Here is a 24,858-nt window from a genome sequence, read left to right as displayed (position 1 = left end):
ACATGACGAAATCCATTCTCGGCGCAGGCGTTGCGCTTATGACCGCATTGCTCGCCAGCACGGCGGCTTATGCCGACATCACCGTCTATTCGGCAGGCCCGGGCAGCCTCATCGAAAAGCTTGCCACCGGCTTTACCGCCAAGACCGGCGCCAAGGTCAATGTGTTTCAGGCCACGACCGGCAAGGTTATGGCCCGCATCGAAGCCGAGGCCGCCAATCCGGTGGTGGACGTGCTGATCTCGGCATCCTGGGACACGGCAACCGATTTCACCAAGCGTGACTGGCTGGTTGCCTATACCAGCCCCAATGCCGAAAAAGTGCCAGCGTTCCTGAAAACCGAAACCGCCGTCGCACAGGGCGTTTCGGCGCTTGGCATCGCGTGGAACCCGGCCAGCAAAACGCCGAAGCCAACCGAATGGGCCGATCTCGCCAAGCCTGAATACAAGGATCTGGTGAACCTGCCCGATCCGGCCCAGTCGGGCGCAAGCTTCGAACTGGTCGCCGCCCTTCAGTCGCAGCAGGGCTGGGATTTGTTCAAGAACCTGCGCGCCAATGGCGCGACCGTCGCCGGTGCCAATGCCGAAGCGTTGAACCCGGTGCTTCAGGGTGCTAAGGCCGCCGTTTTCGGCGCGGTCGATTACATCTCGCTTGCAGGCAAGGCCAAGGGCGAATCCATCGACGTGATCTTCCCGACTTCCGGCACGGTTGTCGCGCCGCGTCCGGCCATGATCCTGAAATGGTCGAAGAACCAGGACGAGGCCAAGCAGTTCATTGATTACATGCTGTCCGACGAAGGCCAGAAACTGGTTGCCGCAACCTATCTGATGCCATCGCGCACCGATATTCCGGCCAATCGTCCGCTGATCAACGACCTGAAAATCCTGACCATCGACGCCAAGGAAGTCTATGGCAAGCGCAATGAAACGCTGAAGGAATTCGGCGCGATCTTCGCAGCCAGCAATTAAGAAGCATCGTCATGAAGACAAATAGCAGCGCTGGCGCCAACCCGCTCGGACTTGTCGCCACCGCCGGACTGGCGCTGGTTGTGGCCGTGCCTTTTGTCTTCATCGTGCTTCAGGCTGTCTTTCCAAAACTGGGACAGGGCTCGCTGGCCGAGCCCTTCCTGCATCTTCCGGCCTTGTTCGGTGATCCGAAGCTTCTACGCATGAGCGCCAATACGGTGCTGCTTGGCCTTTGCGTGGTCGTGCTGTCAGCGCTGATCGCGTTGCCGCTCGCGGTGTTTCGCGCGCTTTACAAAGTGCCCTTTGCTGTTGTCTGGGACGTGCTGATGCTCGTTCCCTTCATGATCCCGCCTTATATTGCGACGCTTGGCTGGATCATGACCTTGCAGCCGCGCGGCTATCTCGAACAGCTTGCCGGATTCCATCTGGCACCGTTCCTATTTTCGCTCGCGGGCATGAGTTTCGTTATGGCGCTCAACACTTTTCCGCTGGTCTATTTCGCGGTATCGCGCACCATCGAAGCGGTTGGTGCGCGATACTCCGATGTGGGGCGTGTCTTCGGCGCCTCGCCATGGCGGTCCTTCTTCCGCATCACCCTGCCGCTCGCCACACCGGGACTGGCGGCAAGCCTGCTGCTCGTCTTCGCGGCAGCCATCGAGGAATATGGCACGCCAGCAGCGCTTGGACGCCGCTCGGGCTTTGAAGTGCTGGTGACGGAGATCGACCTGCGCATTTCCGACTGGCCGATTGATCTGGCCGGGGCCTCGGTCTTTTCGCTCACGCTGGTCTGCCTGTCACTAGCGGCTTTCCTCATCCAGCGCTGGATTTTGACCCGCCGCTCCTATGTGACCACGGGTGGCAAGCCGCAATCGAAGGACAAGCGCCCGCTGGGCGCCATGACCGCGCCGGTGGTGGCGCTGTTTGCGCTGGTCGCTTTTGCGGCCACCGGCATTCCATTGCTGGCGATCCTCGCCACGGCTTTGTCCAAAACCGTCTCCGGCGGACTGACGCCCGCCAATCTCGGCTTCGACAATTTCGCAGCCATCGCCGAAAACAGTGCTGGCGGCATGCGCGCACTGTTCAACAGCCTGTCGCTCGGCCTCGGCAGCGCGCTGTTGACCGGGTTCCTTGGTGCCGTCGCCGCCTATGCGGTGGTGAAACTGCGGTTTCGCGGGCGCTTCTGGCTTGATGTGCTGACCGTCCTGCCCAACGCCCTGCCCGGCGTCGTGGTGGCGGTTGGTCTCATTCTGGCATGGAACCAGCCATCGCTGCCGGTCTCGCCCTACAACACGCCGCTCATATTGCTACTCGCTTATTGTTGCATCCTGCTGCCGCAGCCGATCCGCTATGCCACCGCCGCCTTTCACCAGATCGGCGATAATCTGGAAGCCGCCGCCCGCGTTTGCGGTGCCAACAGTTTTATGGCTTTCCGCCGCATCATGCTGCCGCTGATCGCACCAAGCCTGATTACCGCCATGCTGCTGGTGTTTGCGGTCGCAACGCGTGAACTGGTCGCCTCGGTTCTGGTCGCGCCTGTCGGCATGCAGACCATATCCATCTTCATCTGGCGTCAGTTCGAACAGGGTTCGGTCGGCCTTGGCATGGCGATGGCCTTCATCGCCATCGTGATTACGACATTCGTGCCGTTGTTGCTGCTGGGTGTGCTCAAGCGCTTCGAGCGATAGCAGCAACTTCGCCAAGTCCGCCGCGCACGCGCTTGATCACTGTCACGGCCAGCAGCAGGCACAGCAGCGGTTGAACCCAGAACGCCCAGCCCGGCAACCCGCCGTCAACGGCGATCCACGCGCCAAGAACTCCGAAGACCACCGCGCGGTCGCTCTTGCCCATCGGGCCGTCATAACGGCGGCTTGCGCCCAACGATGCGCCGGTAACGCCCACGAACTCCGTCAGAACCGCAAGCAGGACGATGGCGAACATCCATGCGCCGGAAAAGGGTGCGACAATGGCGAATGGCGCATAAAGCGCGGCATCGGAAACGACGTCGCCAACCTCGTTCAGATAAGCGCCGAGTATACTCTTCTGGTTGTGCTCCCGCGCCAGCATGCCGTCCACCGCATTGAGCGCCATGCGCAGGAAAAGCCAGACAGGCACCAGCGCGAACCAAAGCGCACCGCCGCTGCAGAAAAGCAGCGCACCAAGTATGACCGACCCGAGTGCTGCGCCTATTGTGACCTGATTGGCCGTCATGCCCGCACGGGCAAGTCGCACCACCAAAGGCCGCAGTAAATTCTGGAATTGTGACTTTAGCTGATAGACGGACATCGAGAATCTCTTGGGAAATGAACAATATCGGACAAACAGCTATTTGCGGTTCGCATTTGCTCGTTTATTCAAACATTCTACTGCACTCAATACTAATTGGGGTTAATTGATTGCGGGCAGCTTGAATTAAGCAATTGGGAGGGACCGGATGAGCCAGCATGCAGAAATGCCGACGCACAAGACGGCGCATCGCGAAGCGACGGAAGCCCGGTTTACAACCCATGACGGTACATCGCTGTTCTACCGTGTCTGGCCCGCTGCCTCCGCCAAGCCAAAGGGTGTGATCGTCCTATTGCATCGCGGCCACGAACATAGCGGGCGCGTTGCGCATCTGGTCGATGAACTGGGCCTCGATGATTTCGCCTTCTATGCATGGGATGCACGCGGCCACGGAAAGTCCCCCGGCGAGCGCGGTTTCTCGCCGTCCTTCGGCGCATCGATCCGCGATCTCGACAGCTTTGTCGCGCATATACGTGAAGAAACCGGCGTGGCCATTGAAGACGTCGCCATCATCGCGCAGAGCGTGGGCGCAGTGCTTGCCGCCGCATGGGTGCACGACTATGCGCCGAATATCCGGGCGCTGGTGCTGGCGTCGCTTGCCTTCGACATCAAGCTCTATGTGCCTTTCGCCAAGGAAGGCATTGCACTGTGGCAGAAGCTGAAGGGCACGTTCTACGTCAATTCCTACGTCAAGCCGCAGTTTTTGACCCATGATCCCGAACGGATCGAATCCTATCGCACCGACCCGCTGATCACCCGCCCCATCGCCTCGCATATTCTGCTGCAACTTTATGAAGCGGCAAAGCGCGTGGTGGATGATGCACGCGCCATCACCGTGCCGACACAGCTTCTGATTTCCGGCAGCGATTTTGTGGTGCGCCCCACGCCCCAGCATCGCTTTTTCGAAAATCTCGGCAGCCGCATCAAGGAACGGCACGTGCTGAAGGGTTTCTATCACGATACGCTGGGCGAGAAGGATCGCAAGCAGGCTATCGACAAGATCAAGACCTTCATCGACCAGCGCTTTGCCGAAGCGCCGCAGCGCGCCGACCTGACCGAAGCGCATATTGCGGGCTATACACGCGACGAAGCCGACAGGCTTTCCAGTCCGTTGCCGCTGTTGTCGCCGCGCGGGCTTTACTGGGCCTCGACCCGCTCGTCCATCGCCTTTGGCGCGCTTTTTCCGAAGGGCTGAAAGTGGGGCGGCGCACCGGTTTCGATTCCGGCTCGACACTCGATTATGTCTATGAAAACGAAACGCGCGGGTTTGGCCCTGGCGGCAAGCTGATCGACCGGCAGTTTCTCGACGCCATTGGCTGGCGTGGCATCCGTCAGCGCAAGGTGCATCTGGAAGAGCTGATCGGCAAGGCGCTGGCCCGCCTGAAAAGCGAAGGCCGCCCCACCAATATCCTCGATATTGCCTGCGGCCATGGCCGCTATGTGATCGATGCGGTGGCGCGCGCGGGCATCATGCCCGACAGCATATATTTGCGCGATTATTCGCCGATCAATGTGGTTGCCGGGCGCAAGCTGATCGCCGATCGCGGGCTGGAAACCATTGCCCGCATGGAAGAAGGCGACGCCTTCGATGCGGATAGCCTCGCCGCCATCGAGCCACGGCCAAATCTGGCAATCGTATCCGGCCTCTATGAGCTTTTTGCCGACAATGCGCTGATCGAGCGCTCGCTGTCGGGGCTGGCGCGGGCGCAAAAGCCCGGCTCTCTGCTGATTTACACCAACCAGCCATGGCATCCGCAGCTTGAAATGATCGCCCGCGCGCTGACGTCACATCGCGGCGGCGAAGCCTGGATAATGCGTCGCCGCACGCAAGGGGAAATGGATCAGTTGGTGGAAAAGGCCGGTTATCGCAAGCTAGAACAGCGCGTCGACCAGTGGGGCATTTTCACCGTTTCCATCGCCGAGCGCATCGGAGAGCCGGAAGCGTGACAGCAGCATTGGGCGGGATCGACGGTTCACCACGGCGGCCGGTCATCCGGCGCGCCATTCTATGGCTGTTGTTTCTCGGTCCCTTTTTCTACCTGACCTATGGCACCGCCAATTGGCTCGCTTCGCTGCGCGTCGAAGTTCCCAATCTGGCATTTGGCTGGGAAAGCCGAGTCCCGTTCATCGCGTGGAGCATCGTGCCCTACTGGTCGGTGAACCTGTTCTATGCCATTGCGCTTTTCGTCAATGAAAGCCCCGAACAGGTGGACCGTCTCGCAAAGCGCTATCTGACGGCGCAGATCATCGCCGTTATCTGCTTCGTCGCCTTTCCGCTGACCGCGACTTTCGTGAAGCCCGAGACCTCCGGCCTGCCGGGCTTCATGTTCGATGTGCTGGGCGGCTTCGACAAGCCGTTCAATCAGGCGCCTTCGCTGCATATCGCGCTGTTGATCGTCATCTGGGATCAGATGCGCCGCATCATGCGCGGCGGCACCCGCACCGTCTGGCATATCTGGTGCCTGCTGATCGGACTGTCGGTGCTGACAACCTATCAGCACCATGCAGTCGATATTCCGGCAGGGGCACTGCTTGGCTTTTTCGTGCTCTGGCTGTTTCCGCGTACCGGCCCATCGCCACTTGCCGGTTTTCGTCTGACGGATAATGCAAAAGCACGGCGTCTCGGCAGTTATTATCTGGCGGGTGCGCTATTGTTGCTGGCACTTGGCATTCATGGCCTGACGCTGACCGGCTATGCGATTTTCTGGTTCTGGCCAGCCCTTGCTCTCGCCATCGTGGCGGCGGGCTATTTCGGGGCCGGTCCCGACGTTTTCCAGAAACGGACAGACGGCACAGTCAGCCTTGCAAGCCGGTGGCTGCTCGCACCATACCGGCTGTTTGCGCGCCTCAATATCCTTTTCTGGACACGGAAATTACCGCCTTACATTGCTCTGACCGACACTGTGTTTCTCGGTCGCTTCCCGTCGAAAGCGAAGCCCGCACCTTCTCAACCGTCATCGACTTAACTGCCGAACTGGTTGCGCCGCGCGGTGCGGAAGACTGGAAAAGCTTCTGCTGCATGGACCTGCTGCCGCCATCGCCGGAGAAGGTTCGGCTCGCCGCCGATACGGTGGAAGCGGCCTGCCACGCAGGCCCGGTCCTGATCTGCTGTGCGCTTGGCTTCCAGCGAAGCGCAACCGTTGCCGTCGACTGGCTGGTGCAATCCGGGCATGCGACCAGCGCCCGTGAGGCCGAAAACCTCATCCGCGCCAAAGGCTGGCCGCTCCGGCTGCACGCCCATGAGGTGCCCGAATGATCTCTCCAGCCGCACATAGTGCCAAAGCCTTGCGCCGCCGCGCCTTTATCGGGCTTGGTATTGCGATTGTGCTGGTCGGTGTCGCGCCGTTTGCGCGCGCGCAGCACGACCTCGCCTTCTGGCTGATATGGCCGGTGCTACTGGCAAGCACCCTGATTGGGCTGGGCATTGCCGCGCATCTCCTGTTCGACGCCGCCTTGTTTCGGATGATCGCCGCTGGCGACGATGAAACAGTAGCCCTTGCCGAAGTCGATTCCGTTCTGGAACGGATGGGCCTGCGGGCAAAACAACCGGCCGTGCGCCCGCTCTCCGACCGTATTGCGGGAACGCGCCGCATTGTCCGCCGTCTAAATCTTTCTCTCGGACTGGCTATCATCTTGTTCAGCCTGCTGGCGCTTCTGCCACCGGGCGCGGAGTTCTGACATGCGCACCATCATTCGTCATCAGGTGCAATCTTTGTTCGGCTCGTTGCTCGCCATCCTGTCACGCGGCATCACCGGCGTGCGACCGATCTGGAGCGGCACGGGGCCATCGCGCAACCAGCGCATCTATTATGCCAACCACACCAGTCATGGCGATTTCATCCTGCTCGCCTCCTGTCTCAATCAGGAAGAACGGGCGCGCACCCGCGCCGTGGCGGGCGCAGACTACTGGCGCGCCAATCGCGTGCGGCAATTCATGGCCGAAGTGCTGCTGCGCACCGTGCTGGTTGAACGCAACTGGGTGGAGCGAACGCAGGACCCGATGGAAGTGATGCTGACCGCGTTGGCCGATGGGCATTCGCTGATCATCTTCCCGGAAGGCACACGCAACATGACGGATGAGCCGCTGCTGCGTTTTCGCTCCGGTCTCTACAATCTCGCGCTGGCGCGGCCCGATGTCGAACTTGTCCCCTGCTGGATCGAGAACATGTCGCGCGTGCTGCCGAAAGGCGCTGCCCTGCCGGTGCCATTGCTGTGCCGCGTCGTGTTCGGTGCGCCGGTGCAACTTGGCGACGGCGAGGACCGCAAGGAATTTCTGACGCGAGCGCGCCAACAACTTCTCGATATTCAGCCCAGAAACGGGAACCGCCCATGAGCGAAACCACCCAATTATTCATCGGCCTCATGGGCGTTCTGGGGACAGCAAGCCTTGTCGCCGCCATACTGTCCTGGCGCGCGCCAAAACCGCTTTCATCCACACTGGTCAACCTCAATGCCCGCATCAAGGCATGGTGGATCATGGTCGCGGCCATGTGCATCGCCTTCCTGTTCGGCAAAGGCGGCGTGATCGTGCTGTTCGCGCTCGTATCCTTCGCATCGCTGCGCGAATATGTAACGCTGACCCAGACCCGCCGCAGCGATCACCGTATCCTGCTCGGCATGTTTCTGCTGGTCATTCCGGTGCAGTATTATCTGATCTGGATCGAATGGTATGGGCTCTATTCGATCTTCATTCCGGTCTATTGCTTCCTCGCAATGCCGGTGCTGACCGCCCTTTCCGGCGATACATCGCGCTTTCTCGAACGCATCAGCGAACAGCAATGGGGCATCATGCTGTCGGTCTATTGCATCAGCCATGTTCCGGCGCTGATGACGCTGGATATCCCCGGCTATGACAGTGAAAAACTGCTGCTGATCGCCTTTCTGGTCGCGACCGTTCAGGGCAGCGACGTGCTGCAATATGTGTTCGGCAAACTGTTCGGCAAGCATCGCATCGCGCCGAATATCTCGCCTTCCAAGACCTGGGAAGGCTTTGTTGGCGGCGTGGCCAGCGCATCCTTGCTGGGTGCGGGGCTTGCCTGGCTTACGCCTTTCTCACCGCTTCAGGCGGGCGCGCTGGCGGCGGTCTCTTGCGTCATGGGCTTTTTCGGCGGGCTGGTGGCTTCGGCCATCAAGCGCGACCGGGGCGTCAAGGATTGGGGCCACATGATCGAAGGCCATGGCGGCATGCTCGACCGCGCCGACAGCCTCGTCTTTTCAGCGCCGGTGTTCTTTCACTTCGTGCGTTATTTCTGGACGTAATCGGCGCTAAGCGGATTGCCGGCTCAACCATTCGTTGAGTTCGGCTTCTGCGCGCTCCAGTGCGCTGTAATTCAACAATTTGCGCAACAGCGCCACGGTCACGGCGCGGGCGCGAAAATTGAACCGTCCCTCGTCGCTATCGCTTTTTTCCTGATAGACGCCGAGCTTTTCATAAAGCTGCTGCAAGCGGTTTTGAACACTGCGCAGCGACAGATTGCGTCGGCGCGCAATCGTCTTGTCCGTCAGGCCGAGCGCGATATCAATCAGGATTTCATATTCGCTCTCGGTAAAGCCGCTGGCATGGCTGAGGCTCTTCTGCTGCAAGCCGCGCACTTCCCGGTCGACGACGCATTGCGCCTCGACGAAAATGCTGCGCAGCGCCAGCCGCAGTTTGTCGTCGGAGGCCGATTTCAGCACATAGCCATAGGCCGCACCTTCCGGCACAATGCGCGACACGCCGCGCACATAGGCCTCATCGGCATAGTTCGACCAGAACAGGATGCGGGTTTCGGGATTTTCCTTCCAGATGGTACGCGCCGCCTCGATGCCGTTGCGACCATTCATCTGCAAGTCCATCACGATATGCGCATCGCGATGCTGGCGCGCCAGTTTCTCGCCCGCCGACCCGTTTCCGGCCTCGAATATATCGCTGCATTCCGGCAGTGCTGCGCGCACCGCCTCGCTGAGATAAGTGCGATGCAGCGGGTCATCCTCAACGATCAGAACCTGCATCGCTCTCTCCATTCATCGGTTTGCACATTTCCGGCGGCAAAAGCACCGTTACGCTTGTCCCCGGGCCTGTCGCATTTTTGCGGATGGCGAAACCTGCCGAAATCAGCCGCGCGCGCGTGCGCATATTGTCGATGCCATGGCCCAATGTGAGTTCGGGCGTTAATTCGGCAGCCGAACCGGGGCGCTGGACCGGGCGGTCGGTCCCGATACCATTATCGATCACTTCCACCAGAAGCCGCCCGCCCCGGTCGCTCAGCTTCACCCGCAATTCGCTGGCATGGGCATGGCGGATGACATTGTTGATCGCTTCCTGAACGATGCGAAACAGCGAGGTCGCGACCGTTTCTTCCAGCCTGTCGGCCATGCCGTCGCTCTGGTCATCCAGCGTCCACTCAATCGCCGCATCACTATCGCGCACCGACCGGTCGAGATGGTTTTCCGTTGCCTGCACGAAACCGAACAGCTGTAGAATGGAGGGCTTGGCCTCCTCGATGATCTGCCGCAGATCGCGCATGCAATGCTGGAGACCGCGAAACAGCGGCTCCAGCTGTTCACCGGAAAGATCGGGCGCACGGGTGAGCCGCTCGACATGACGGGCAAGCCGGGTGAGATCAGCCAGCGTCTGGTCATGCAAATCCATGCCGATGCGGTGCCGCTCGGTTTCCAGCGCCTCGGTCAGTTTCAGCGCGCCGGACCGCAAGCCCTCCTCGCGGGCACGGGCTTCCGTTTCCACGATGGCCGAACGCTTGGCCTGCTCGGCGGCGCGAATGGCAAAAAAGTAAGGCGCGAGAAGATCGGCAATCGATTGCCCGTTCTCTACGTCGCGCATGGAATAGCAGGCAGGCGTCAAGCTGGAACAGCTCAGCGCGCCGATGATATCGCCCTGCGCCTTGAGTGGAACATGAACCCGGCCCTTGAGATCGTGCTCGATGATGGGGCTGGAAAAAGAGCCTTCGAAATGAAAGCGCGGATCGGTGCGGGCATCGTCGGTCAGGAGATAACCCGCCTCGCCGGACAACAGGGTGCGGATTGGACTGCCAGACAGAAGCGCTGGCGGATTGCGGCTCCAGGCGGTCGCGATACCGGCCTCATAGGCAATGTGGAACTTGCCGTCCAGCATCTTGATGCAGACGTCGAGATGGTCATAGGGCAGAATGCAGGCGATCTCCGCCGCCACCGCCTGTATGATGGAATCAAAATCGAGCTGCCCCGCCAGAAGCCGGGAAATATTCAGGTAGTGATCAAGGAGGCGCTCAGCCTGCCCGTGATCGTGCTTGCTATCCTGCCGTCCGGGCGCGAGTTCGGCCAAGCGTTTCTCCTCCAAACGCAAGTTACGCTCATAACCATGAGACTTATAATAAGCTGCGCCCTCCTCGGCGCGTCCTGCGGGAAACCGCAATTTTGCTGCGGGAACCCGCAGCTCAGTTGCTGCATTCGGCCTTCACAGACCGCGCCGCTTCTTTCATCTTCGCTTCACCAGAAAATTGCCCGCAAGACAAGAGTGGAAATCACGTCAATTGCGGTTGGTGCCGTTGAGGAGCGGCGGTGCGGGAGGCTTCGCACCAATTTTGAGTTTAAACGAACCGAAGCGCCGGGGCGCTGCGGGGCGGAATATTTGCAACCGGGAGGAAAAAATGAAGCTTGGGAAAATCCTTTTTGCGTCTGCGGCACTGGCAGGCGTTCTTGCGGCGGGCAGCGCGCTTGCCGACACGTCATCGAAGAAGATTGCATTCTCGAACAATTATGCAGGCAATTCCTGGCGTCAGGCCATGCTGCAAAGCTGGGACAAGATCACCAAGGAAGCCGTGAAGGCGGGTGTGGTGGCTGCCGCCGACCCGTTCACGACCGCTGAAAATCAGGCGACGGAACAGGCAGCCCAGATCCAGAACATGATCCTGCAAGGCTATGACGCCATCGTCATCAACGCCGCTTCGCCGACCGCCCTGAACGGCGCTGTGAAGGAAGCCTGCGATGCGGGCATCACCGTCGTTTCCTTCGACGGCATTGTCACCGAGCCTTGCGCCTGGCGCATCGCGGTCGATTTCAAGGCCATGGGCGAAGGCCAGATCGACTATCTGGCAAAGCGTTTCCCCGATGGCGGCAACCTGCTTGAAATCCGCGGCCTCGCTGGTGTTTCGGTCGATGACAACATCCATGCCGGTATCGAAGAAGGCGTTAAGAAACATCCGAAGTTCAAGATCGTCGGTTCCGTCAACGGTGACTGGGCTGCCGACGTTGCGCAGCGCGCCGTGGCGGGTATCCTGCCGAGCCTGCCGAAAATCGACGCTGTCGTGACGCAAGGCGGCGACGGTTATGGCGCCGCACAGGCCTTTGCGGCTGCCAAGCGCGAAACGCCGACCATCATCATGGGCAACCGTGAAGACGAACTGCAGTGGTGGAAGCAGCAGAAAGACGCCAATGGCTATGAAACCATGTCGGTTTCGATTGCACCGGGCGTGTCCACGCTGGCTTTCTGGGTCGCCCAGCAGATTCTCGACGGCAAGGACGTGAAGAAGGACCTCGTGGTTCCGTTCCTCAGCGTCAGCCAGAATCACTCGACAAGGATCTGGCCAACACCCAGAAGGGTGGCGTCGCCAATGTCGAATATTCGCTGGAAGACGCGCAGAAGGTCATCGACGCCGCAAAGTAAGCGGATCGTCCTGCAACGTGAGGGGCGAGTTCATCCTCGCCCCTTCTTTGTCCCTTTTCTTTGACGCCTTTCCGACAGCCGCGCCCTTTGCTGGCTTCGCCGGAAAACGTCCAATCGTTAGTTGAGCGTATGACAGAAACAGCAGAGAAACAGGAGGTCGTCGCCGCGCGCAATATTCGCGTGCAGTTCGGTGCGGTAAAAGCACTGGATGGCGCCGAACTCGTGATCCGCGAAGGCGAATGTGTGGGGCTGGTCGGCCATAATGGCGCAGGCAAATCCACCATCGTCAATGTCATCAATGGCGGGCTTTCCCCACATGAAGGCAGCATTTCCTATCACGGCGAACCGGGGCATGGCGTTGTGACCGCGCGCAAGCACGGCGTGCGCTGCGTGTTTCAGGAATTGTCGCTGTTTCCAAACCTCACCATTGCGGAAAATGTCCGCATCATGCAACGCGACCTGACCGGCGCGAACTGGCGCGGTAAGGCCGTTGAACTGATCGCCAAGAAGCTCGACGAGATTTTCCCCGGCCACAAGATCGACTGCACTTCCACCATCGATGAGCTTTCCATCGCCGAGCGGCAGATGGTCGAAATCGCCATCAACTTCACCGCGCCCGGCACCGCACCGAAGCTCGTCATTCTGGACGAACCGACCTCCTCGCTCGACGCAGGCATTGCCGCGCAGCTGATGGCCTATGTGCGCCGTTTTGTCGGCACGGGCGGCTCCGTTATCCTGATTTCGCACATGCTGGGCGAAATTCTCTCCACCTCCGACCGCATCGTGGTGATGAAGGACGGCAAGGTGGTCGCCAACCGCGCGGCAAAAGATTTCACCAATCGCAGCCTCGTTGAAGCCATGGGAAGCGTCGAGCGCGAAAAGGCAGCGCGCCGCGTTGCAAAGACCGATGCGAGCGGCACGCCCGTTCTGTCCTTTGCCAAGCGCGCCAGCGACATCAAGCCGTTTCAGGCGTTCAAGGGCGAAGTCATCGGCCTTGCCGGTCTCGCCGGACACGGGCAGACCAAGATGCTGCTCGACCTTTACTATGCGCGGCGGCCAAACTGGGTTCCGGCCCGCACATGCGAAATCGCATTCGTGGCGGGCGACCGCAGCCTCAACGGCACTTTCCCGCTGTGGAGCATTCTGCACAATCTCACCATCGGCTCGCTGGACCGGCTGTCGTCGGCAAAGCTCGTTGACCAAAAGCGCGAAGACACGCTGGGCGGCCAGTGGAAAGACCGTATCCAGATCCGCACGCCGGATATGGGCAACCGCATCCTGTCGCTTTCGGGCGGCAACCAGCAGAAGGTGCTTTTTGCCCGCGCGCTGGCAACCAGCGCCAACGCCATTTTGATGGACGATCCGATGCGCGGCGTCGATGTGGGCACCAAGCAGGAGGTCTATGAAATCCTGCGCCATGAGGCCGAGAACGGGCGCACCTTCGTCTGGTATTCCACCGAAATGGACGAAATCGAACTTTGTGACCGCGTCTATGTTTTCCGCGACGGCGCTATCGTCGCGGAACTGACTGGCGAAGACATTACGGAAAAGAACGTGCTTGCAGCATCCTTTGAGGGAGGACACGAATAATGCGCCTTTCCTCTTCCTCCATCCGCCTGCTGACGCCGGTATTCTCGCTGATTTTGCTCCTTGCTGCCGTCTTCTACATGCAGCCTCGCGCCATGAGCTATACGGGGTTGAACCTGCTGTTCAATCTGGCTGTGCCTATCGCTCTGGCAACCATCGCGCAGATGCTCATCATGGCCGTCAACGATCTTGACCTTTCGATGGGAACCTTTGTGAGCTTTGTCGTCTGCGTCGCGGCGACCTGGCTCAACACGGCTCCCCTCATCGGTGTGCTGATCCTCGCAGCCGCAATCGCCGCTTATGCGGCGCTGGGCGCAATCATTCATTTGCGCAATTTGCCTTCCATCGTCGTAACGCTCGGCATGAGCTTCGTCTGGGGCGGCCTCGCCGTGCTTCTCTTGCCCTCGCCCGGCGGACAGGCACCGGACTGGGCGCGCTGGATCATGACAGCCAAGCCGCCATTCATCCCGATGGCCATCGTCGCCAGCATCGTGATTGCCGTCGTCACGCATTTCATCGTCATGCGCTCGACCTTCGGCGTGCTGATGCGCGGTGCGGGCGGCAATACCCGCTCCATCGAGCGCGCAGGCTGGTCGGTCACGGCCATCCGCGCTGCGACCTATGCGCTGGCCGCCTTTTTTGCCGTGCTGGCCGGGATCGCGCTCGTCGGCCTCACCACCTCGGCGGATGCCAATATCGCGTTACGTTATACGCTGCTTTCCATCGCGGGCGTCATTCTGGGCGGCGGTGAGTTCGTTGGCGGGCGCGTCTCGCCCATTGGCGCGGTGATCGGCGCGCTGACGCTGACACTCGCCGGCTCGTTCCTCTCCTTCATGCGCATCTCGCCGGACTGGCAGATCGGCGCGCAGGGCGGCATTCTCATCGTGGTGCTGGCCTTGCGCCTCTTCCTCAATCGCCTCGAAAAGAGGGAGAAAAAGCAATGAACGGCCTTGCCATTCTCACCAGTCGTCCGTGGATATGGTCGTTTATCGCGACCGCTGCGGTGTGGATTATCACCATTCTCTTCACCGGCGGCACGGGCGCACAAGGCCTGTCGCATGCAGCCTTCACTTTCGCGTCCTTTTCGGTGATCGTTGGTCTCGGGCAGATGTTCGTCATCACGCTCGGCCCCGGCAATATCGACCTGTCGGTGCCTGCCAACATGACGCTTGCCGCCACGCTGGCGCTGAAACTCATGGATACGCAGGACGGCATGATTCTGGCAGGCCTTGCCGTGGCGCTGCTGATCGGACTTGCCATCGGCATCTGCAACTATGCGCTGATCAAGCTCCTGCGCATTCCGCCCATTATTGCCACCCTGTCGATGAGCTTCCTGATCCAGTCCACCGCCATCTGGAGCAATCGCGGACTGCGCGTGAAGCCGCCGGAAAGCCTTGCGCAGTTTACCACCGCCTCCACGCTCGGCATTCCCAATGTCGCCATCGTGGCGCTGATCCTGTCGCTGATCGGCTGGGTGCTTTTGAAGAAGAGCATCTATGGACGCTGGATTTCGGCAATCGGCCAGAACCCCTTCGCAGCCCGCATGGCAGGCGTTCCGGTCGATGGCACACGCTTCGTCACCTATCTGCTCTGCGCGGTGCTGGCCTCGCTCTGCGGCTTTCTGCTGGCCTGCTTTTCCGGCGGCGCGGCGCTAAACATGGGCGCGGAATATCTGCTGATGTCGATTGCCGTGGTCATCATCGGCGGTACGGCGGTTGCGGGCGGCGATTCCAACATCCCTGGTATTTGGGGTGCCGCGCTCTTCATGTTCCTCATAGTCTCGATGCTCAACACCTACGGCTTTGGCGCCGGTGTTCGCCTCGTGCTGACTGGCCTCACCATCATCGCGGTGATCTTCCTTGCCAGCAGTCGCCGGGCAGAGCGTTAAAATTTCTCGGAGTACCTCCCTTGTCTCAGACTGTTTCGATCTACGAAATCCACGACGAACGTTTCAAGCAGATGATCGTGCCGAGCGCCGATCTGGACGAACTTTATAGCGGCTGCCGCTGGGCGGAAGGCCCAGTCTGGTTCAACGACCTGAACTGCCTCTTGTGGAGCGATATCCCGAACCAGCGCATCCTGCGCTGGGTGTCGGGCAGCGAAGTTGGCGGTGGCGTTTCGGTGTTCCGCAATCCGTCCAATTTCTCCAACGGCAATACGCGCGACCGCGAGGGACGCCTCGTCACTTGCGAGCATGGCGGTCGTCGCGTCACGCGCACGGAGCCAGATGGCAGCATCACCGTGCTAGCCGACAGCTATCAGGGCAAAAAGCTGAATGCGCCAAACGATGTCATCGTGCGCTCGGACGGAACGGTGTGGTTCACCGATCCGACCTACGGCATTCTGGCGGATTATGAAGGCTACAAGTCCGACCCGGAACAGCCGACGCGCAATGTCTATCGCCTCGACCCGAAGACCGGCGAAATCGACTCCGTCGTCACCGATTTCCACCAGCCGAATGGCCTTGCTTTCTCGCCGGACGAGACGAAGCTTTATGTTGCCGACAGCGCCTACAGCCACGACGAGAATGCGCCGCGCCATATCCGCGTTTTCGACGTTGTGGATGGCGGCAAGCGCGTGACGGGCGGCGGCATATTCTGCACCATCGACAACGGCCTGCCGGACGGCTTCCGCTTCGATACGGATGGCAATCTGTGGACCAGCGCGGGCGACGGCGTGCATTGCTTCTCGCCGGAAGGCACGCTGCTCGGCAAGATCAAGACGCCGCAGACGGTCGCCAATGTGACCTTCGGCGGCGCCCGCCGCAACCGCCTGTTCATCACGGCCACGAAGTCGCTTTATGCGGTTTATCTCACCGTGACCGGCGCGCAATATCCCTGAACAGTTGTTATGAACCTCACAAAACAAAACCGCCGGAGTTTTGAACTCCGGCGGTTTTGTTTTGGACTATTGCGGGATTATTCCCACTCGATGGTGCCGGGCGGCTTCGAGGTCACGTCGTAGACGACGCGGTTGATGCCGCGGACTTCATTGATGATGCGGGTGGCCGCATTGCCAAGGAAGTTCATGTCATAGTGGTAGAAATCCGCAGTCATGCCGTCCACCGAAGTGACTGCGCGCAGTGCGCAGACGAATTCATAAGTGCGGCCATCGCCCATCACGCCGACGGTCTGCACCGGCAGCAGAACGGCGAAAGCCTGCCAGATGGCATCATAGAGGCCAGCCTTGCGGATTTCATCGAGATAGATCGCATCGGCTTCGCGCAGGATTTCCAGCTTGTCGCGAGTAATGCCGCCCGGGCAGCGGATGGCAAGGCCCGGACCCGGGAACGGGTGGCGACCGATGAAGCTGTCCGGCAGGCCGAGTTCCTTGCCGAGCAGGCGAACTTCATCCTTGAACAATTCGCGCAGCGGCTCAACGAGCTGCATCTTCATGCGCTCGGGCAGGCCACCCACATTGTGGTGCGACTTGATCGTGACCGAAGGGCCGCCTGTGAACGAAACGCTTTCGATGACGTCCGGATAAAGCGTGCCCTGCACGAGGAAATCCGCGCCGCCGAGCTTCTTGGCTTCTTCTTCGAACACTTCGATAAAGAGACGGCCAATCGTCTTGCGCTTCTTTTCCGGATCGCTTTCGCCTTCCAGCGCGCCGATGAAGCGGTCGGATGCGTCCACGAGGATCAGCGGAAGGTTATAATGTTCGCGGAACATTTCCACGACTTGGCTCGCCTCGTTTTTGCGCATCAGACCGTGATCAACGAGGATACAGGTGAGCTGATCGCCAATGGCTTCATGCGCCAGAAGGGCTGCGACAGACGAATCCACGCCGCCGGAGAGAGCGCAGATAACCTTGCCGCTGCCGACCTGCTTGCGGATCGCCTCGACGGCCTGCTCGCGATAGGCGCCCATCGTCCAGCCCGGCTTCACGCCGACAATACGATGAACGAAATTTTGCAACAGCTTGGCGCCATCCGGCGTATGCACGACTTCCGGGTGAAACTGCACGCCGTAATATTTGCGCTTTTCATCGGCAATGGCCGCGAAAGGTGCATTCGGCGAGGTGCCGATGATGGTGAAACCGTCCGGGAGTGCGGTGACGCGGTCGCCGTGGCTCATCCAGACCTGATGGCGGGTGCCCTTGGCCCAGATACCGGCGAAAAGCGGGCTGTCTTCCTGCACGTCGAGGAAGGCGCGACCGAATTCGCGGTCATGGCCGCTTTCGACATTGCCGCCCAGCTGGGCGCACATGGTCTGTTCGCCGTAGCATATGCCGAGAACCGGAATGCCTTCGTCGAAGACCGCCTGCGGCGCGCGCGGCGAGCCGATGTCGGTCGTCGAATGCGGGCTGCCCGAGAGGATGACGCCTTTTGGCTTCAACCGCTGGAATGCCTCTTCCGCAGACTGGAACGGGACGATTTCGCAATAGACATTGGCTTCGCGTACACGTCGCGCAATCAGCTGCGTGACCTGGCTGCCAAAGTCGATGATCAGGATTGTGTCAGGATGTGCCGTGGTGCTCATGTGCAGCATCTATTTAAAAAGTGGTGAGGATGCAATGTTTATGTGGTGGGCATATACGGATTATATGCACTTCCCTCAACAGCGCAGTGACAGGAATGGGGCCTATCCTGACACACCATTGTCAGGAGGTGGCAAAAGTCCACCGGCAATAGCTGCTTCCAGTTCTTCCACTGCGACAGCCATTTTCTCGTCGATGATATGCAGATATTGCGTCCAGTCACCGACATGATGCAGCTCGTCCGCGCCGTCCGAAATGCCGCGCAGGCCATAGAGCGGTACGCCATGAATCTGGCAGGCGCGCAGGCAGGCGAATGTTTCCATGTCCACCATATCCGCGTCGATGGTCTCATAGACATTGCCGGAAACGATATTGGCGCCGGTCGATAGCGTGGCGCTGGCAACACCTTCCACCTGAAACGGCAGCTTGATCATCTTCGGCAGATCGAGAAATGGCGTCAGCCCCTTTTCGAAGCCGAGCGGCGAGGCGTCCATGTCGCGATAGGAGACGGCGGAGACCTGAAACACTTCCGCCTGCGGTAGTTTTGCCGACCCCGCCGAGCCGAGCGAAATCACCAGATCGGGCTGCTCACCGTCGATTTCCATGCGGAACAGCGCGCGGGACAGATTGATCGCCGCCTCGACCGGGCCGACGCCGATCATCAGCGGATCGAAGAGCTTGGCCAGATGACGCCCATATTCGGCGTCGGCAGCCATGACATAAAGCAGGCGTCGTCCGGCAACAGTCTTCAGCATGCGCGCCAACCCCTATCCTTGCAAACCCTTGCGATCCTGCACGACCATCATCGTGCCTGTCATTGTGGCGATGAGCCGAACTTCCGTATCGGTAACGGCAAAAGCCTGCCCGTCGCTGACCATGATCGTGCGGCCGGGCTTGGTGACCTCGCCGCGAAACAGGAAGCGCTCGCCCTTGCCGGGCGCAAGCAGATTGACTTTGAATTCAATCGTCAGCACCGCCGCGTCGGCGGGCATCAGGGTCAGCGCCGCATAGCCGCAGGCGAGATCGAGCGCCGCGGAAATCATGCCCGCATGCAGAATGCCGTGCTGCTGGGTGAGTTCCTCGCGGAACGGCATTTCCACTTCGACAATACCGGGTTCGCATCGCGTCAGCTCTGCGCCGATCAGTTTCATGGCGGCCTGCCGCCCGAAACTCTCCTCGACGCGTTCCTTGAAATCCGGTTCGGCTATGCGATGCGCTGACATTTGTTCCCCGATTTATGAAGCTTTCTTCATCACACTTACATAAAACCCGTCCGTGCCGGTGGACAATGGCGAAAACACACTGCCATGCGACGGAAACACCGGTTCCGCGCCATCGGCATCCGTTACGACAGACTGCCACAGCGCTTGCGCGGGCATTTCGGTAAAATCAGGATTGTCGGCCAGAAAGCGCGCAACCTGCCGCGTGTTTTCTTCTGCAAACAACGAACAGGTGACATAGGCCAGACGACCGCCCGGTTTCACATAATGCCTGGCCGCTTCCAGCACTTCCTGTTGATCCTGAACCCGACGCTCAAGCTGCTGGTCATTCAGCCGCCATTTTGCATCCGGCCTGCGCCGCCAGGTGCCGGAGCCGGTGCAAGGCGCATCGGTCAGAACGAGGTCCATATGGCCGGTGAGGGGGTCCAGCGCATCCAGATTGCCATGCACCTGCGTATTGCGCACGCCAGCCCGCTGCAAGCGTTCATGCATCGGCGAAAGCCGCGCCCGCTCCGCATCATAGGCGTGCACCTGCCCCTTGTTTTGCATGGCTGCTGCCAAGGCCAGCGTCTTGCCACCAGCGCCCGCGCAATAATCGAGAACCTGTTCGCCGGGTTTGGCTCCGGCAAAAAGTGCGGCGAGCTGTGAACCCAGATCCTGCACTTCGAACCAGCCATCGAGAAAGGCCTGTTCGCCCTGCACATTCGGGTGACGGCCCAGCGCTTCGATCGGCGGAATGCGTAATGCCTGCGCCAGAAATGGCGCGGGAGCAGCACCTGCTTTTTCCAGCGCTGCGAGTGTCTGTTCCGGCTTTGCCTTCAGGCTGTTGACGCGCAGATCGACCGGCGGGCGGGTGGCAAGCGCCTTGCCTTCTTCCACCCAGCGTTCGCCGAAAAGCTCTTGAAGCGAGGCGGCACACCATTCCGGCACATCGGCCTGAACATAATCGGGTGCGGCAGCGCTATCGCGGCTTTCCCAGGCGATACGGCGTGCCTGTTCCAGCGTTTCAGGTGCGAACTTGTCGCCATCCAGCGCTGCGTCGATGGCAGCAATATCCATGCCACCATCGGCCAGCAAAGCGCCAAAGGCCAGAGCGCGCGCATCGTCGGCATCCATGCGCCATGCGATGGAGAGTTTGCGGCGCAGTGCGTCATAGACAATGTTGCCAATCACCGCGCGGTCGCCCGCGCCTGCGAAACGATGAGCGGAACCCCAGTCCTTCAGCACATCAGAAGCCGGGCGTTTGCCCGCTTCGATATCGCCCAGAACCTCGATTGCCGCCTGCAGGCGTCCACCAAGCCGCATTGCTTCTCCTTACTAACTAACTGTCACGGCATAGCCTTCCTTGCAGGCAAAAGGCAATCGCCAAATCAAAACAAAAGCCGGAGCGCGAGGCTCCGGCTTTCATGCGCTTCAATACGAAGCGAGTTTGCCTTACATGCCGCCCGGATAGTTCGGGCTTTCACGGGTAATGGCGACGCCGTGCGAATGGCTTTCGCGCAGGCCCGCATTGGAAATGCGGACGAAGGTTGCCTTTTCGCGGAATTCTTCCAGTGTCTTCGCGCCGACATAGCCCATCGAGGCGCGCAGGCCACCGGCAAGCTGGTGCAACACAGCCGAGATCGGCCCCTTGTAAGCGACCTGACCTTCGATGCCTTCCGGCACGAGCTTCAGCTCGTCGCGCACTTCCGCCTGGAAGTAACGGTCTGCCGAACCGCGGGCCATAGCGCCGACCGAGCCCATGCCGCGATAGGATTTGAACGAACGGCCCTGATGCAGATAGACCTCGCCCGGGCTTTCTTCCGTACCGGCCAGAAGCGAACCGGCCATGGCGGCGACAGCACCGGCAGCAAGTGCCTTGGCGAAATCGCCCGAGAACTTGATGCCGCCATCGGCGATGACCGGAATGTTCTGCTTATGCGCTGCTTCCACCGCCGACATGATGGCCGAAAGCTGCGGCACGCCGACACCGGCAACGATACGCGTCGTGCAGATCGAGCCCGGTCCGATACCGACCTTGACGGCATCCGCACCGGCATCGATCAATGCCTGCGTACCGCCCGCGGTGGCGACATTCCCAGCCAGAATGGCGACATTGGGATAGGCCTTCTTGATGCGTGCGACAGCATCGAGAACGCGCTGCGAATGACCATGCGCTGTATCGACCACCAGAAGATCGACGCCTGCTTCGATCAGGCGTTCGGCGCGTTCATAACCGTCTTCGCCAACGCTGGTTGCAGCGGCTGCACGCAGACGGCCCTGCGCATCCTTGGCGGCATTCGGGTTGAGCTGCGACTTTTCGATGTCCTTGACGGTGATCAAACCAACGCAACGGCCCTTGTCGTCAACGACGAGCAGCTTTTCGATACGGTGAGCATGCAGAAGACGCTTGGCTTCTTCCTGATTGACGTTTTCGCGCACCGTGATGAGGTTTTCGCGGGTCATCAATTCATAGATCTTCTGAGCCGGATCGGAGGCAAAACGCACGTCACGGTTGGTCAGAATGCCGACGAGACGGCCCGGACCCTTGGTGGCGTTTTCAACGACCGGAATGCCGGAAATGCCATGCGCCTTCATCAGCGCCTGCGCATCGGCCAGTGTCGCATCCGGGCCGATGGTGACCGGGTTGACGACCATGCCGGATTCGAATTTTTTCACCTGACGGACTTCTTCGGCCTGACGTTCCGGCGTGAGATTGCGGTGAATGACGCCGATGCCGCCTGCCTGCGCCATGGCGATGGCGAGACGCGATTCCGTCACCGTGTCCATGGCGGCGGAGAGAAGCGGCAGATTGAGTTCGATATCCTTGGCGATGCGGGTGCGCAGGTCCACCTGACCCGGCATGACTTCGGAATGGCCCGGCTGCAGGAGCACATCGTCGAATGTGAGAGCGAGAGCGCCGGTGGGCGATTCCACGATTTTTGCCATTGCCAATTCCTTTGAATAAGAAAAAGCCGCCTCTCCGGGAAATGTCCGGGAGCAGCGACAATCAGGGTTTACTTGGTTGAATTGGCACCGGCTGGTAACACGGTTATGACCAAATGGAAAGCCTTTTGCTTACAAGTTTCAGTTACCGCTAAGAATTAGCGTGATAGACCGCATAGGACATGTACCCGTCCCGAGGGGAGATAATGCGAAAGTCGTATAAGCGCGTTCCGTTGATCCGCCGTTCCAGAGCGATGTGGATGTCGCCACGGCTTTGGAAACCAAGGCTCGTTTTCTGGTGCGGCGCGCTCGCCATCGGCATCATCAGCGTCGGTTTTGCAGAAGCCGCCGATATCGCGCAGGATTGGTTCAAGGCGTTGACGGACGGCACCGGCGGCAATGTCTGGCGCGCATGGCTGCCGCTTGTGATCACGCCGCTCGGCTTCATGGCTTGCTCATGGATCGCCATTGCCTGGTTTCCGAATTCCGGCGGCAGCGGTATTCCCCAAGCCATCGCGGCGCGGCATCTCGACGATCATCAGGACCGGTCCCTGCTTCTCTCCATTCGCGTTGCAGTCGGCAAAATACTGCTGACCGTCGCCGGTCTTTTCTGCGGCGCATCCATCGGGCGCGAAGGCCCGACGGTACAGATCGGCGCATCGATCATGCTGCAATCGGCGCGGATCGGCGGCATGGAACAGGCGCGCGGGCTTATCCTTGCCGGATCGGCCGCCGGTATCGCCGCCGCCTTCAACACGCCGCTGGCCGGGATTGTCTTCGCGATTGAGGAAATGGGCCGCGCCTATGCGGCGCGCACCAACGGGCTGGTGCTGTCCGCCGTCATTCTGGCTGGTCTCGCCTCGCTCGGTCTGGTCGGCAACTACAATTATTTCGGCATGACCACCGTTACGGCAACGACCGCCCGCGACTGGGTTCTGGTCGTCGCCTGCGGCGTGATAGGCGGCGCTTTCGGCGCGGTTTTCAGCGCGCTTGCGCTCAATCTGGGGCGGCGTGTGCGCCGCCATGTGCAGAAGGTGCCGCTGCGCAACGCTGTGTTGTTCGCCGGTATTTGCGGTCTTCTGGTCGCGATTATCGGCATCGCTTCAGGCGGCGCGACGTTCGGCACCGGCTATGATCAGGCGCGCGGCGCGGTCGAGGGCGCGGCCTTGCCGCCATTCTATTTCGTTGAAAAATTCGTCGCCGGTTTGCTTTCGATGATTTCGGGCATTCCGGGCGGCATTTTCGCCCCGTCGCTTTCGGTCGGCGCAGGTCTCGGCAGCACCATCGGCCTTGTGCTCGGCACCAGCGCGAGCCTTGCCGCCGTGCTGGGCATGGCGGGTTATTTTGCCGGCGTCGTGCAGGCCCCGATGACGGCTTTCGTCATCATTCTCGAAATGACCGGCAATCATAACAATGTCATTCCGCTGATGTGCGCCTCAATGCTCGGTTACGGTACGGCGCGGCTCATCTCCAACGAGCCGCTCTATCATGCCCTGTCGCGCACCTTCGTGGCGGATGTGCTGCGCCAACGTCGCGCACGCGAAAAGAATGCGCTTTCGGAGTAAAGCGTTCAATGGAGGAGAAAACTGTTTATGGATCGCAGAACATTCGGCAAATCGCTTGCGGGGCTGGGAGCAATGCCCTTTGTCGTCAGCGCGGCATCGGCAGCGAGCACGGGAGGAAAGAGCATGCTTGAACTTATGGGCGGAAGCATTTCGGATGTACCAGGGATCAAGCTTGGCCATCACACGCTGACCAAGCGCCCGACCGGCTGCACCGTTCTCTTATGTGAAGAAGGCGCTTCGGCTGGCGTCGATGTGCGCGGCTCCGCGCCCGGCACACGCGAAACGGACCTGCTCGATCCGATCAATTATGTGCAGCAGGTGCAGGCCATTCTCCTGTCCGGCGGCAGCGCCTACGGTCTGAGTGCGGCGACCGGCGTCATGCGCTATCTGGAAGAAAACAAGCTCGGTTTCAAGATCGGCAGCGGCGTGGTGCCGATTGTGCCAGCCGCCATCCTGATGGATCTCGGCGTCGGCGATTTTTCGATCCGCCCCGATGAGGAAGCCGGCTATCTCGCCTGCAAGGCGGCCAAGGCGGAAGCCTCCGGTGAAGGCAATATCGGCGCTGGCGCTGGCGCGACGGTCGGCAAGATGTTCGGCAAGGATTTCGCCATGAAGGGCGGCCTTGGCACGGCAAGCTACACGGTGCCGGGCACAGAAATCGTGGTTGGCGCAATCGTTGCCGTCAACGCGGTCGGCGATGTCTATGCGCCCAGTTCGCGCCAGATTCTGGCCGGTGCGCGCACCGAGGACGGCAAGGGTTTCCGCGATACGATGCAGGCCATCATGCAAGGCCACGGCGTCGTCAAATCCGGCGGGGCCAACACGACCATCGGGGCGATTGCCACCAATGTGCCGTTCAACAAGGCGGAACTGAAGAAGATTGCAGGCATGGCCCATGACGGCTTTGCGCGCACCATCAATCCGATCCACACCATGTGGGACGGCGACACGATTTTCGCCCTCTCGACAGGCAAGGCCAAGGATGTGGAAGCGGACGTGACCGCCATCGGCGCCATCGCTGCAACGGTCATGGCGGATGCTGTCGCGCGGGCGATCGTTAACGCTGAAAGCCTTAACGATTTGAATTTACCCGCCTATAAGGATTATCACCCGCAATAGGGTAGATAACTTTGCACCATTGAGGGGATCGGTCCTGTATCGAAATAAGGTTATAAGATATCTGGCCATGCTCGATG

The 24,858-nt window shown here is 60.3% G+C and carries 19 protein-coding genes and 3 pseudogenes; 14 read left to right on the top strand and 8 right to left on the bottom strand.

Features of this window, described 5'->3' with window-relative positions; genetic code table 11:
* Window positions 1-2 precede the first annotated feature (2 nt).
* On the top strand, window positions 3-965 hold the full coding sequence (locus tag QLQ11_RS17145; protein ID WP_109367914.1) for an ABC transporter substrate-binding protein: 963 nt from the start codon (window positions 3-5) through the stop codon (window positions 963-965).
* 11 nt (window positions 966-976) lie between these two features.
* Window positions 977-2,647, top strand: a complete 1,671-nt coding sequence (locus tag QLQ11_RS17140) for an iron ABC transporter permease (RefSeq protein WP_109367915.1) — start codon at window positions 977-979, stop codon at window positions 2,645-2,647.
* Here the strand turns inward: QLQ11_RS17140 and QLQ11_RS17135 are convergent.
* On the bottom strand, window positions 2,628-3,245 hold the full coding sequence (locus QLQ11_RS17135) for a CDP-alcohol phosphatidyltransferase family protein (RefSeq protein WP_109367916.1): 618 nt from the start codon (window positions 3,243-3,245) through the stop codon (window positions 2,628-2,630). The two genes, QLQ11_RS17140 and QLQ11_RS17135, sit on opposite strands and share 20 nt — an antisense overlap.
* Window positions 3,246-3,411: 166 nt before the next feature.
* Here QLQ11_RS17135 and QLQ11_RS17130 point away from each other — a divergent pair.
* From QLQ11_RS17130 to QLQ11_RS17110, 5 genes and pseudogenes are all read left to right on the top strand, one after another.
* Window positions 3,412-5,192 (top strand): annotated as a pseudogene (locus QLQ11_RS17130) (bifunctional alpha/beta hydrolase/class I SAM-dependent methyltransferase).
* Window positions 5,189-6,501, top strand: a pseudogene (locus QLQ11_RS17125) (phosphatase PAP2/dual specificity phosphatase family protein). Before QLQ11_RS17130 ends, QLQ11_RS17125 begins: the two co-directional pseudogenes overlap by 4 nt.
* Window positions 6,498-6,923: a hypothetical protein gene (locus QLQ11_RS17120; RefSeq protein WP_109367919.1), complete on the top strand. Its 426-nt coding sequence runs from the start codon at window positions 6,498-6,500 to the stop codon at window positions 6,921-6,923. Before QLQ11_RS17125 ends, QLQ11_RS17120 begins: the two are co-directional and overlap by 4 nt.
* A 1-nt stretch (window position 6,924) precedes the next feature.
* The gene (locus tag QLQ11_RS17115; RefSeq protein ID WP_109367920.1) at window positions 6,925-7,578 is read left to right on the top strand and encodes a lysophospholipid acyltransferase family protein; all 654 of its coding nucleotides are present in this window, start codon (window positions 6,925-6,927) and stop codon (window positions 7,576-7,578) included.
* Window positions 7,575-8,504 (top strand): phosphatidate cytidylyltransferase, encoded by a 930-nt coding sequence (locus QLQ11_RS17110; protein WP_109367921.1) that lies wholly within the window; start codon window positions 7,575-7,577, stop codon window positions 8,502-8,504. The genes QLQ11_RS17115 and QLQ11_RS17110 overlap by 4 nt, the downstream gene beginning before the upstream one ends.
* Window positions 8,505-8,510: 6 nt before the next feature.
* Here QLQ11_RS17110 and QLQ11_RS17105 read toward each other — a convergent pair whose 3' ends face one another.
* Window positions 8,511-9,236: a response regulator transcription factor gene (locus QLQ11_RS17105; protein WP_109367922.1), complete on the bottom strand. Its 726-nt coding sequence runs from the start codon at window positions 9,234-9,236 to the stop codon at window positions 8,511-8,513.
* Window positions 9,217-10,545, bottom strand: a complete 1,329-nt coding sequence (locus tag QLQ11_RS17100) for a GAF domain-containing sensor histidine kinase (RefSeq protein WP_109367923.1) — start codon at window positions 10,543-10,545, stop codon at window positions 9,217-9,219. The genes QLQ11_RS17105 and QLQ11_RS17100 overlap by 20 nt, the downstream gene beginning before the upstream one ends.
* 325 nt (window positions 10,546-10,870) lie before the next feature.
* Here QLQ11_RS17100 and QLQ11_RS17095 point away from each other — a divergent pair.
* The 5 genes and pseudogenes from QLQ11_RS17095 (at window position 10,871) to QLQ11_RS17075 (ending at window position 16,314) form a co-directional block, all read left to right on the top strand.
* Window positions 10,871-11,886, top strand: a pseudogene (locus QLQ11_RS17095) (ABC transporter substrate-binding protein).
* A 129-nt stretch (window positions 11,887-12,015) separates the two neighbouring features.
* The gene (locus QLQ11_RS17090; protein ID WP_109367925.1) at window positions 12,016-13,476 is read left to right on the top strand and encodes a sugar ABC transporter ATP-binding protein; all 1,461 of its coding nucleotides are present in this window, start codon (window positions 12,016-12,018) and stop codon (window positions 13,474-13,476) included.
* Window positions 13,476-14,417, top strand: a complete 942-nt coding sequence (locus QLQ11_RS17085) for an ABC transporter permease (protein WP_121538390.1) — start codon at window positions 13,476-13,478, stop codon at window positions 14,415-14,417. Before QLQ11_RS17090 ends, QLQ11_RS17085 begins: the two co-directional genes overlap by 1 nt.
* On the top strand, window positions 14,414-15,361 hold the full coding sequence (locus QLQ11_RS17080; protein WP_109367927.1) for an ABC transporter permease: 948 nt from the start codon (window positions 14,414-14,416) through the stop codon (window positions 15,359-15,361). Before QLQ11_RS17085 ends, QLQ11_RS17080 begins: the two co-directional genes overlap by 4 nt.
* Window positions 15,362-15,432: 71 nt before the next feature.
* Window positions 15,433-16,314 carry an SMP-30/gluconolactonase/LRE family protein gene (locus QLQ11_RS17075; RefSeq protein WP_109368050.1) on the top strand — a complete coding sequence of 294 codons (882 nt, stop codon included), beginning with the start codon at window positions 15,433-15,435 and terminating at the stop codon, window positions 16,312-16,314.
* Window positions 16,315-16,391: 77 nt separating this feature from the next.
* Here the strand turns inward: QLQ11_RS17075 and guaA are convergent, their stop codons facing one another.
* From guaA to guaB, 5 genes are all read right to left on the bottom strand, one after another.
* Window positions 16,392-17,954, bottom strand: coding sequence for a glutamine-hydrolyzing GMP synthase (guaA, locus tag QLQ11_RS17070; RefSeq protein WP_109368051.1), 1,563 nt, complete (start codon window positions 17,952-17,954; stop codon window positions 16,392-16,394).
* A 102-nt stretch (window positions 17,955-18,056) separates the two neighbouring features.
* Window positions 18,057-18,707 carry a 5'-methylthioadenosine/S-adenosylhomocysteine nucleosidase gene (locus QLQ11_RS17065; protein WP_109368052.1) on the bottom strand — a complete coding sequence of 217 codons (651 nt, stop codon included), beginning with the start codon at window positions 18,705-18,707 and terminating at the stop codon, window positions 18,057-18,059.
* Between the two features lie 12 nt (window positions 18,708-18,719).
* Window positions 18,720-19,175, bottom strand: a complete 456-nt coding sequence (locus QLQ11_RS17060; protein ID WP_371835975.1) for a PaaI family thioesterase — start codon at window positions 19,173-19,175, stop codon at window positions 18,720-18,722.
* A 12-nt stretch (window positions 19,176-19,187) separates the two neighbouring features.
* Window positions 19,188-20,477 carry an RsmB/NOP family class I SAM-dependent RNA methyltransferase gene (locus QLQ11_RS17055; protein ID WP_109367929.1) on the bottom strand — a complete coding sequence of 430 codons (1,290 nt, stop codon included), beginning with the start codon at window positions 20,475-20,477 and terminating at the stop codon, window positions 19,188-19,190.
* Window positions 20,478-20,606: 129 nt separating this feature from the next.
* Window positions 20,607-22,100: an IMP dehydrogenase gene (gene guaB / locus QLQ11_RS17050; RefSeq protein WP_109367930.1), complete on the bottom strand. Its 1,494-nt coding sequence runs from the start codon at window positions 22,098-22,100 to the stop codon at window positions 20,607-20,609.
* Window positions 22,101-22,303: 203 nt separating this feature from the next.
* Here guaB and QLQ11_RS17045 point away from each other — a divergent pair, with 203 nt between their 5' ends.
* On the top strand, window positions 22,304-23,662 hold the full coding sequence (locus QLQ11_RS17045; RefSeq protein WP_109367931.1) for a chloride channel protein: 1,359 nt from the start codon (window positions 22,304-22,306) through the stop codon (window positions 23,660-23,662).
* 27 nt (window positions 23,663-23,689) lie between these two features.
* The gene (locus tag QLQ11_RS17040) at window positions 23,690-24,781 is read left to right on the top strand and encodes a P1 family peptidase (protein WP_109367932.1); all 1,092 of its coding nucleotides are present in this window, start codon (window positions 23,690-23,692) and stop codon (window positions 24,779-24,781) included.
* The last annotated feature ends 77 nt before the right edge of the window (window positions 24,782-24,858 follow it).

The sequence above is a fragment of the Ochrobactrum sp. SSR genome, from assembly GCF_030067775.1.
In the GTDB taxonomy this organism is placed as follows: Bacteria; Pseudomonadota; Alphaproteobacteria; order Rhizobiales; family Rhizobiaceae; genus Brucella; species Brucella teleogrylli.
Note: the sequence above shows the minus strand (reverse complement) of the source record. Positions and strands in the feature narration are given on the sequence as shown.

Coding starts and splice junctions, on each gene's coding strand:
- QLQ11_RS17055 (WP_109367929.1), bottom strand. CDS start 20,477: ATGCGGCTTGGTGGACGCCTGCAGGCGGCAATCGAGGTTCTGGGCGAT.
- QLQ11_RS17085 (WP_121538390.1), top strand. CDS start 13,476: ATGCGCCTTTCCTCTTCCTCCATCCGCCTGCTGACGCCGGTATTCTCG.
- QLQ11_RS17040 (WP_109367932.1), top strand. CDS start 23,690: ATGGATCGCAGAACATTCGGCAAATCGCTTGCGGGGCTGGGAGCAATG.
- QLQ11_RS17135 (WP_109367916.1), bottom strand. CDS start 3,245: ATGTCCGTCTATCAGCTAAAGTCACAATTCCAGAATTTACTGCGGCCT.
- QLQ11_RS17060 (WP_371835975.1), bottom strand. CDS start 19,175: ATGTCAGCGCATCGCATAGCCGAACCGGATTTCAAGGAACGCGTCGAG.
- QLQ11_RS17105 (WP_109367922.1), bottom strand. CDS start 9,236: ATGCAGGTTCTGATCGTTGAGGATGACCCGCTGCATCGCACTTATCTC.
- QLQ11_RS17145 (WP_109367914.1), top strand. CDS start 3: ATGACGAAATCCATTCTCGGCGCAGGCGTTGCGCTTATGACCGCATTG.
- QLQ11_RS17090 (WP_109367925.1), top strand. CDS start 12,016: ATGACAGAAACAGCAGAGAAACAGGAGGTCGTCGCCGCGCGCAATATT.
- QLQ11_RS17120 (WP_109367919.1), top strand. CDS start 6,498: ATGATCTCTCCAGCCGCACATAGTGCCAAAGCCTTGCGCCGCCGCGCC.
- QLQ11_RS17075 (WP_109368050.1), top strand. CDS start 15,433: ATGATCGTGCCGAGCGCCGATCTGGACGAACTTTATAGCGGCTGCCGC.
- guaA (WP_109368051.1), bottom strand. CDS start 17,954: ATGAGCACCACGGCACATCCTGACACAATCCTGATCATCGACTTTGGC.
- guaB (WP_109367930.1), bottom strand. CDS start 22,100: ATGGCAAAAATCGTGGAATCGCCCACCGGCGCTCTCGCTCTCACATTC.
- QLQ11_RS17065 (WP_109368052.1), bottom strand. CDS start 18,707: ATGCTGAAGACTGTTGCCGGACGACGCCTGCTTTATGTCATGGCTGCC.
- QLQ11_RS17115 (WP_109367920.1), top strand. CDS start 6,925: ATGCGCACCATCATTCGTCATCAGGTGCAATCTTTGTTCGGCTCGTTG.
- QLQ11_RS17110 (WP_109367921.1), top strand. CDS start 7,575: ATGAGCGAAACCACCCAATTATTCATCGGCCTCATGGGCGTTCTGGGG.
- QLQ11_RS17140 (WP_109367915.1), top strand. CDS start 977: ATGAAGACAAATAGCAGCGCTGGCGCCAACCCGCTCGGACTTGTCGCC.
- QLQ11_RS17045 (WP_109367931.1), top strand. CDS start 22,304: ATGCGAAAGTCGTATAAGCGCGTTCCGTTGATCCGCCGTTCCAGAGCG.
- QLQ11_RS17080 (WP_109367927.1), top strand. CDS start 14,414: ATGAACGGCCTTGCCATTCTCACCAGTCGTCCGTGGATATGGTCGTTT.